This is a genomic window from Corallococcus exercitus, assembly GCF_003611585.1.
In the GTDB taxonomy this organism is placed as follows: Bacteria; Myxococcota; Myxococcia; order Myxococcales; family Myxococcaceae; genus Corallococcus; species Corallococcus exercitus.
On the sequence record NZ_RAVW01000074.1, the window covers coordinates 21454 to 28976 of the forward strand.

Genomic DNA, 7523 nt, shown 5'->3' on the forward strand with positions numbered 1-7523 from the left:
TCCGCCCGGGCCGTGAGGAGGTCGCGGTGACACGCGCGCGTTCCCTTACAACCGTCCAGCCCGCCCTTACAAGAGCGCCCGACGTGCCTTGACGGGGGGACTTCCGCACAGTACCCAGGGCGGCCCACGCGTCCCCCAAGGTTGGGTCCATGTCAACGAACGTCCTGGTCACGGGTGGCTGCGGCTTCATCGGGTCCAACCTGGTGCGCTACCTGCTCCGCGAGCGGCCAGCCTGGAAGGTCGTCAACCTGGACCGGCTCACCTACGCGGGCAACCTGGAGAACCTCCTCGGCCTGGAGGACGACGCCCGCCACGTCTTCGTGCACGGCGACGTGGGCGACCGGGAGTGCGTGGAGCGGGTGCTCCAGGAGCACGCCATCGACTGCGTCCTCCACCTGGCCGCGGAGAGCCACGTGGACCGCTCCATTGAAGGCCCGGCCGTCTTCGTCACCACCAACGTCCTGGGCACGCAGCAGCTGCTGGAGGCCTGCCGGACGCGGGGCCTCCGCCGGTTCGTGCAGGTCTCCACCGACGAGGTGTACGGCTCGCTGGGGCCGTCCGGGGCCTTCACGGAGGAGTCGCCCCTCCAGCCCTCCAGCCCCTATTCGGCGTCCAAGACGGGCGCGGACCTGCTGGCCCTGGCGTACCACCACACCTACGGCCTGGACGTGGTGGTGACGCGCTGCTCGAACAACTACGGCCGCTACCAGTTCCCGGAGAAGCTCATCCCCCGGATGGTGGTGAACGCGCTCCGGAACCAGAAGCTCCCCGTCTACGGCGACGGTCAGCACGTGCGCGACTGGCTGCACGTGGAGGACCACTGCCAGGGGCTGCTCCAGGCCCTGGAGCGGGGCCGGGCGGGACAGGTCTACAACCTGGGCGGCGGCGCGGAGCGCAAGAACCTGGACCTGGTGAAGGGCATCCTCGCGGCGCTGGGCAGGCCGGAGTCCCTCATCGAGTTCGTCACGGATCGGCTGGGGCACGACCGCCGCTACGCCATCGACCCGGCGAAGAGCCGGCGCGAGCTGGGGTGGACGCCCAGGCACTCCTTCGAAACGGGGCTGGCGGACACGGTGCGCTGGTACGTGGAGCACCCGGAGTGGTGGGAGCGCGTGCTGAGCGGTGAGTACCGCCGCACCGTGACGCTGACGCGCCGGGGGCACGGAGCATGAGCCGCTTCGTCGTCACGGGAGCGAACGGACTGGTGGGCCGCCGGGCGTGCGCGCAGCTGGCGGCGCGGGGGCACTCGGTGGTCGGAGTGGGGAAGGGCCCGCGCCGTGCCTCGGGGACGTTCGACTACGAGGCGCTGGACCTCACGCGTGAGGCGGACGTGGCGCCCGCGCTGACCCGGCTGTCGCCGGAGGTCGTCCTGCACTGCGCGTCGATGACGGAGGTGGACGCCTGCGAGAAGGCGCCCGAGACCGCGTACGCCGCGAACGTCACCGCCACGGCGGCGGTGGCTCGCTGGACGCGCGAGGCCGGCGCGCACCTGGTGCACGTGTCCACCGACTACGTCTTTGACGGCGACGCGGGCCCGTATGCCGAGGACGCGGTGCCGAACCCGCGGGGCGTCTACGCGGTGACGAAGCACATGGGCGAGCAGGCCGCGCGCGTGCTCTCGCCCGGGTGCGCGATTGCGCGGACCGCGGTGGTGTATGGCTGGCCTCCAGTCGAGGGCCGGCTCAACTTCGGCGCGTGGCTGGTGAAGACGCTGTCGGCGGGGCAGCCGGTGAAGCTCTTCGAGGACCAGGTCGTGTCCCCAAGCTTCGCGGACAACGTGGCCGCGATGCTGGTGGAGCTGGGCGAGCGGCGGCTGGGCGGGACGTGGAACACCTGCGGCGGCACGGTGCTGGACCGCGTGGCCTTCGGGCGGGCGCTGTGCGAGGTGTTCGGCTTCGACGCGGGCCTGGTGGTCCCCACGCGGATGGCGGACCTGAAGTTGTCGGCGCCCCGGCCGCTGAAGAGCGGGCTCTTGACGGACAAGGCGCGGGAGCAGCTGTCGGAGAAGCCGCTCGAGCTGGCGGAGTCCCTGCGGCGCTTCCATGCGAGCTGGCTCGCGGCCCGGGCCGGGGAGACGGGATGAAGGGAATCATCCTCGCGGGAGGCTCGGGGACGCGCCTGTATCCGCTGACGCTCGTGGTGAGCAAGCAGCTCTTGCCCGTCTACGACAAGCCGATGATCTACTACCCGCTGACCACGCTGATGCTGGCGGGCATCCGGGAGGTGTTGATCATCTCCACGCCCCAGGACCTGCCGCGCTTCCGCGACCTGCTGGGCGATGGCGAGCAGTGGGGCATGTCCTTCCAGTACGCGGAGCAGCCCCGCCCGGAAGGCCTCGCGCAGGCGTTCGTCATCGGCCGGGACTTCGTGGGCAGCGATGCCGTGTCGCTCATCCTGGGGGACAACATCTTCTACGGGGACGGCCTGAGCGAACTGGTGCGGAGGGCGGTGCGGCGCGCGTCCGGGGCGACGGTGTTCGGCTACCAGGTGAAGGATCCGCAGCGCTACGGCGTGGTGGAGCTGGCGCCGGGCAACCGGGCCATCAGCATCGAGGAGAAGCCCGCGAAGCCCCGGTCCCACTATGCCGTCACGGGGCTGTACTTCTACGACAACCAGGTGCTGGACATCGCCGCCGCGCTGAAGCCCAGCAAGCGGGGCGAGCTGGAGATCACCGACGTCAACGCGGAGTACATGCGCCGCGACCAGCTCACGGTGGAGCTGATGGGCCGCGGCTACGCGTGGCTGGACACCGGGACGCACGAATCGCTGATGCAGGCGTCGTCGTTCATCGAGATCATCGAGCGCCGGCAGGGCCTGAAGATCGCCTGCCCGGAGGAGATCGCCTTCCGCATGGGCTACATCGACGAGGCGCGGCTGGAGGCGCTCGCGGAGCCCATGTTGAAGAACGACTACGGCCAGTACCTGAAGGCCCTCCTGGGGACCCGGGGGACGGCGCCATGAAGGTGCAGACGACGGAGCTTCCCGGGGTCCTGCTGCTGGAGCCCCGTGTGTTCGGGGACTCGCGGGGCTTCTTCGTGGAGACGTTCCACGCCCAGCGCTACCAGGACGCGGGCATCCCGAGCGCCTTCGTGCAGGACAACCTGTCGCGGTCGGTGCGGGGCACGCTGCGGGGCCTGCACTTCCAGGAGCCGAACGGGCAGGGGAAGCTGGTGCAGGTGCTGGCGGGCGCGGTCTGGGACGTGGTGGTGGACGTGCGAAAGGGCTCGCCCACGTTCGGCCGGTGGATGGGGGCGGAGCTGTCGTCGGGGAACAAGTGGCAGCTGTGGATCCCCCCGGGCTTCGCGCATGGGTTCTGTGTGCTGAGCGACTCGGCGGACTTCTTCTACAAGTGCACCGCGCTGTACGCCCCGGAATCCGAGCGGAGCGTGGCCTGGGATGATCCGGATCTGGCCATCCCCTGGCCGGTGAAGGAGCCGCTGCTGTCGGTGAAGGATCAGCGCGCGCCCCGGTTGAAGGACGCGCTCGTGTTGCCTTCCTACTGATTCAAGGCGGCCGGGCAGGCGTGGTGGAGGGACTTGCCTCCAGCCGCTCCATGCGCGGTAAGCAGGCAGGGAGGCAGGCAACGTCCCGGGGGAGGAAGCCGACCGGGGGATGGAATGCCCAATCTCCTCCGAGGAGGAGACGCATGGTCTTGCCCGGCAAGGGAATGGGTTGGAAGGAGTTCTTCAAGTCCCTCAAGGACGAGTGGGGGCGCGACAACGTAGGCAACGTCGCGAGCGCGCTGACGTTCTCGGCCATCATGGCGCTGTTCCCGTTCCTGCTGTTCCTCGTGTCTCTGGCCGGTGTGCTGATTGATCCGCACCAGGCGCAGCAGCTCATCCAGGAGCTGTCGAAGGTGGCGCCCCAGGAGGTGACGAAGATCCTGGGCGAGCGGCTGGAGGCGCTGGCGACCAGCAACCCGGTGGGCCTGCTGACCATCGGTGGCGTGGGCGCCATCTGGGCGGCGTCAGGCGGCGTGGCGGCGCTGATGGAGGCGCTCAACACCGTGTACGGCGTGGAGGAGAAGCGCCCGTTCTGGAAGAAGCGGGGCATCGCGCTGCTGACGACGTTGGGCACGGCCGTCACGGTGGTGCTGGCGGCCATCGTCGCCATCGTCACGCCGGCGGTGGCGAACAAGCTGGGCGAGCCGCTGTCGAGCATCGTCCTATGGCTGCGCATGCCGGTGGCCGGCATCCTGATGATGATGCTGCTGGCGGTGCTGTACTACGTGCTGCCGGACGTGAAGCAGAAGTTCAAGTTCATCACGCCGGGCTCGGTGGTGAGCGTGATCATCTGGGTCATCGCCTCGTGGGGCTTCTCGATGTACGTGGCGAACTTCGGCTCGTATGACGTGAACTACGGCGCCATCGGCGGTGTCATCGTGATGCTGCTGTGGATGCAGATCTCCTGCATCGTCGTGCTGCTGGGCGCGGAGATCAACGGCATCCTCGAGCACAAGTCGCCGGACGGGAAGTCGCCGGGTGCTCGCGATCCGAACACGCCGGGACCCAACGTGACGAAGACGGAGGCGGAGCAGCAGGGCGCGAACCTGCCCGGTGCCACGGACTTCCGTCCCGTCCTACCCCAGCCGAACTACCAGAGCCAGCCGGTGCCCCTGAGCAAGACGCCCCTGGCCGCGGCGGCGAAGTGGGCCGCGGGCGTGGGCCTGGGGGTGTTCCTGATGCGCCGCAAGTCTCCGGCGCGGTAGGCCCTGCAAGGCATTGACCTGCGGGCGGTCCTCGCGAGGGGGCCGCCCGTTGTCTTTTCAGGGGAGCGGGGAGGTGACGTAGTCCTTCCCGTCGGAATGGCAGCCGTGACAGGTGGAGTGGGCGCGGCCGTAGTAGTTGTTGGAGTAGGTCGGGCCGAAGCCCTCGTAGAAGATCCAGGTGTCCTTGCCGGGGCCTTCGGCGACCTTCACGTCCAGCGCGTGGCCCCGAAGCGTCTTCCCGTCGTCCTCGAACAGCTCCTTCACGAGGATGCTGCCCACGGGATGGGTGTCATTGCCTTCCCGGAGTGAGCGCGCGACGACGTCGTTGAAGAAGACGCGGACCTTGCTGCCGTGAGGGGCGCGCGTGTCATGGACGGCGGGCTCCGCGAGCCAGGACGCGTACTGGCCCGAGCGCACGAACGCGGTGATGCCCTGCTCGGACGTGTCGAGCTGCTGGATGACGCCGAGCCCTTCGTCCACGGAGGAGGAGGGACCGCAGGCGCTGGCGAACAGGGACGTGAGCAGCAGCAGGGCGTGGGCGCGCATGGCCAGGACTACGCCAGGGGCGCCGGAACGGTTACAGCCGCGCGCGGCTCACTGCGGCGAATAGGTGTGGCTCAGCTCGATGACCAGCGTCTTCACGATGGGCGGGAGGGTGAGCTCGATACGACCCAGGTTCAGGTCCTCTCGGGTGACCTGGTAGGAGAGGCCGCCGAACTCGTCATCGAGGGTGAAGGGGTCGTTGTCGAAGATGGAGATTTCCAGGGGAAAGCGCAGGAGGTTGGAGGTGATGACCTCACAGCTCCCGGTGCGCCATTCGGGTTCCCAATCTTCGTCCTCGGCGGTGCGGGTCCGCTCCGGAGCGGAGGGACAGTTCATCTCCACGACGACGTCGGGCGGGGAGCCGTCTGAATCCCAGTCCTCGCCATTGTCCGGGTCGACCTCCGCGATGACCGCGTGCCGGGGCTGCACCCGGGTGCGCATCACGCCCGCGTAGCAGGCGCGCTGGTCGAGCCGGCAGACACTGCCGTCCGCGCAGGCTTCACAGATGCCGCCATTGGGGCCGCATTCCGAGTCGCCACGGTAGCGGATGCACTCGTTGTTCGCGGAGCAGCACCCGTCCGCGCAGTTCTCCGGGCTGCAGTCGTAGGGGCCGCAGGCGGGGAGCCACAGCGCGCATGTCAGGACGAACATCCAACAACCCAGGTTTTTCATGAGCGCTGGGAAGGCTAACCCGCTTCAGGTTCCTCCGTCCCGAACCTTGCGCGTGACGGCCTTCTCGTAAGCGGCCTGAAGGTCACGGAACGAGGACACCCTGCCAGGCGCCATGCTGGCGTGCGGCACTCCATTGCTCGAAATGTTGAGCCCAACCGAGAAGCGGGGTTAGCCTCGCATTGATTCTCAACCGGGAGGGTGCATGCGAGGAATTGTCTCAGCATTGATGTTCGGGCTGCTCGTTGGCTGTGGTGGCGCCATGGAGCCCTCGACTGTGGATGACACGGCAAGCCAGACGGCGCCTCACGCAGACGCCGACGTCACCTCCTCGGTGTTGCTCGAGTGCGAAGTGCTGGATGGCATGGCCTGTCCCTCTACTGGGGCCAATCCGCGTACGTGTACGCTCCCCGTGGGTAGTGGTACCTGCTATTGCGATGGGGAAGGGTACGATTACTGGCGCTGCTATTACTGAGCGCGGCTCAAGGCCGCGGAGGCGTTGACGCCGCGGCCAGGATGTACTGTGGCAGGAGTTCCTCACGGAACTTCCGCCACAGGGCGACGTGGTTGTAGTTGCCCGCGGTGAAGAGCACGACGAGGTCCAGCTCCGGGACAACCATCACGAGCTGTCCCCCGTTCCCGCTGGCCTCGTACTGCGAATACACACGGTCGCCGACGCGGAGTTCATGGCGCCACCACGTGTAGCCGTAGGTCCGTCCGTCTCCCATTGTTGAATGGTTCGCGATGGAGCGCTCCACCCAGCGTTGGCTGACCACGCGCTTTCCGTTCCATGTTCCCCCGGAGAGGTAGAGCTGCCCGAGCTTCAGGGCATCGCGCGGGCGCATGTAGATGCCGCCCCCCAGGTACTGCTCGCCGTCAGGCATGAGGTCCAGGTGGTAGCCTCGCATCTGGAGGGGCGTGGCGACGTTCCTGGTGAAGAACTCGGGGATCCAGGTGCGGGTGGTGTTGCGGAGGACGCCGCCCAGCAGGTTGATGTTCGCGGAGCAGTACACGGCCTTCTCGCCGGGCGGGCGCACCATGGGGAGGTCCAGCGTGTACTTGTACCAATCCGGCACGCTGTCATCGAGCCGGTCCTCGTTCCCAGGTGACGCCGGGTCATCGTCGTCACAGGCGAGCCCCGTCGACATGGTCATCAGGTTCGCGACGGTGAGCTTGCGCTTGCGCGCATCCAGGTTCGAAAGCTTCCTCTTGTACTCGGGGAAGAGGGAGATCACCGGCGAGTCCACGGTAAAGGGCGCACCCTGGTCCAGGGCAATGCCAATCATCAGGGACGCGTAGGACTTGGAGGAGGACCGCAGATCGTGGGGACGCTCCTTGTCGAAACCCTGGAAGTACTCTTCGACGATGAGTTTCCCGTGACGCGCGATGAGCAGCCCCTGGATGGCGGGCGCGGGTTCCGGGCTCGGCTCCTGGTCCAGGATGCGCTGCACGAGCTGCTGGAGCGGCTGGACGTCCATGCCGACGTCGGCGGGTGAGGCCGTGGTCCAGCCGTCGTCCTCGGCGATGGGCTTCTGGTAGGCGTAGCGGCCTGGCGCGGGCGTGCGGGAGTAGAGGCCCACGGCCCTGTCTCTTATACGCATCT

The 7523-nt window shown here is 68.0% G+C and carries 8 protein-coding genes; 5 read left to right on the forward strand and 3 right to left on the reverse strand.

Annotated elements, in window-relative coordinates:
* The first annotated feature begins 149 nt into the window (after positions 1 to 149).
* The 5 genes from rfbB (at position 150) to D7W79_RS12255 (ending at position 4708) form a co-directional block, all read left to right on the forward strand.
* Positions 150 to 1172: a dTDP-glucose 4,6-dehydratase gene (rfbB, locus tag D7W79_RS12235; protein ID WP_120525544.1), complete on the forward strand. Its 1023-nt coding sequence runs from the start codon at positions 150 to 152 to the stop codon at positions 1170 to 1172.
* The gene (locus D7W79_RS12240) at positions 1169 to 2083 is read left to right on the forward strand and encodes an SDR family oxidoreductase (protein WP_120525545.1); all 915 of its coding nucleotides are present in this window, start codon (positions 1169 to 1171) and stop codon (positions 2081 to 2083) included. Before rfbB ends, D7W79_RS12240 begins: the two co-directional genes overlap by 4 nt.
* Positions 2080 to 2961 carry a glucose-1-phosphate thymidylyltransferase RfbA gene (gene rfbA, locus D7W79_RS12245; RefSeq protein ID WP_120525546.1) on the forward strand — a complete coding sequence of 294 codons (882 nt, stop codon included), beginning with the start codon at positions 2080 to 2082 and terminating at the stop codon, positions 2959 to 2961. The genes D7W79_RS12240 and rfbA overlap by 4 nt, the downstream gene beginning before the upstream one ends.
* A complete protein-coding gene (gene rfbC / locus D7W79_RS12250; protein ID WP_120525547.1) occupies positions 2958 to 3503 on the forward strand; it encodes a dTDP-4-dehydrorhamnose 3,5-epimerase in 546 nt (181 codons plus the stop codon). The genes rfbA and rfbC overlap by 4 nt, the downstream gene beginning before the upstream one ends.
* 143 nt (positions 3504 to 3646) lie before the next feature.
* Positions 3647 to 4708, forward strand: coding sequence for a YihY/virulence factor BrkB family protein (locus D7W79_RS12255; RefSeq protein WP_120525548.1), 1062 nt, complete (start codon positions 3647 to 3649; stop codon positions 4706 to 4708).
* 57 nt (positions 4709 to 4765) lie between these two features.
* Here the strand turns inward: D7W79_RS12255 and D7W79_RS12260 are convergent, their stop codons facing one another.
* The 3 genes from D7W79_RS12260 to D7W79_RS12270 form a co-directional block, all read right to left on the reverse strand.
* Positions 4766 to 5254: a hypothetical protein gene (locus tag D7W79_RS12260; RefSeq protein ID WP_120525549.1), complete on the reverse strand. Its 489-nt coding sequence runs from the start codon at positions 5252 to 5254 to the stop codon at positions 4766 to 4768.
* A gap of 48 nt (positions 5255 to 5302) precedes the next feature.
* Positions 5303 to 5923, reverse strand: a complete 621-nt coding sequence (locus D7W79_RS12265; protein WP_208729710.1) for a C2 domain-containing protein — start codon at positions 5921 to 5923, stop codon at positions 5303 to 5305.
* 479 nt (positions 5924 to 6402) lie between these two features.
* Positions 6403 to 7523 (reverse strand): serine hydrolase domain-containing protein (locus D7W79_RS12270; protein WP_147441897.1); only part of this gene is annotated, 1121 nt, incomplete at its 5' end.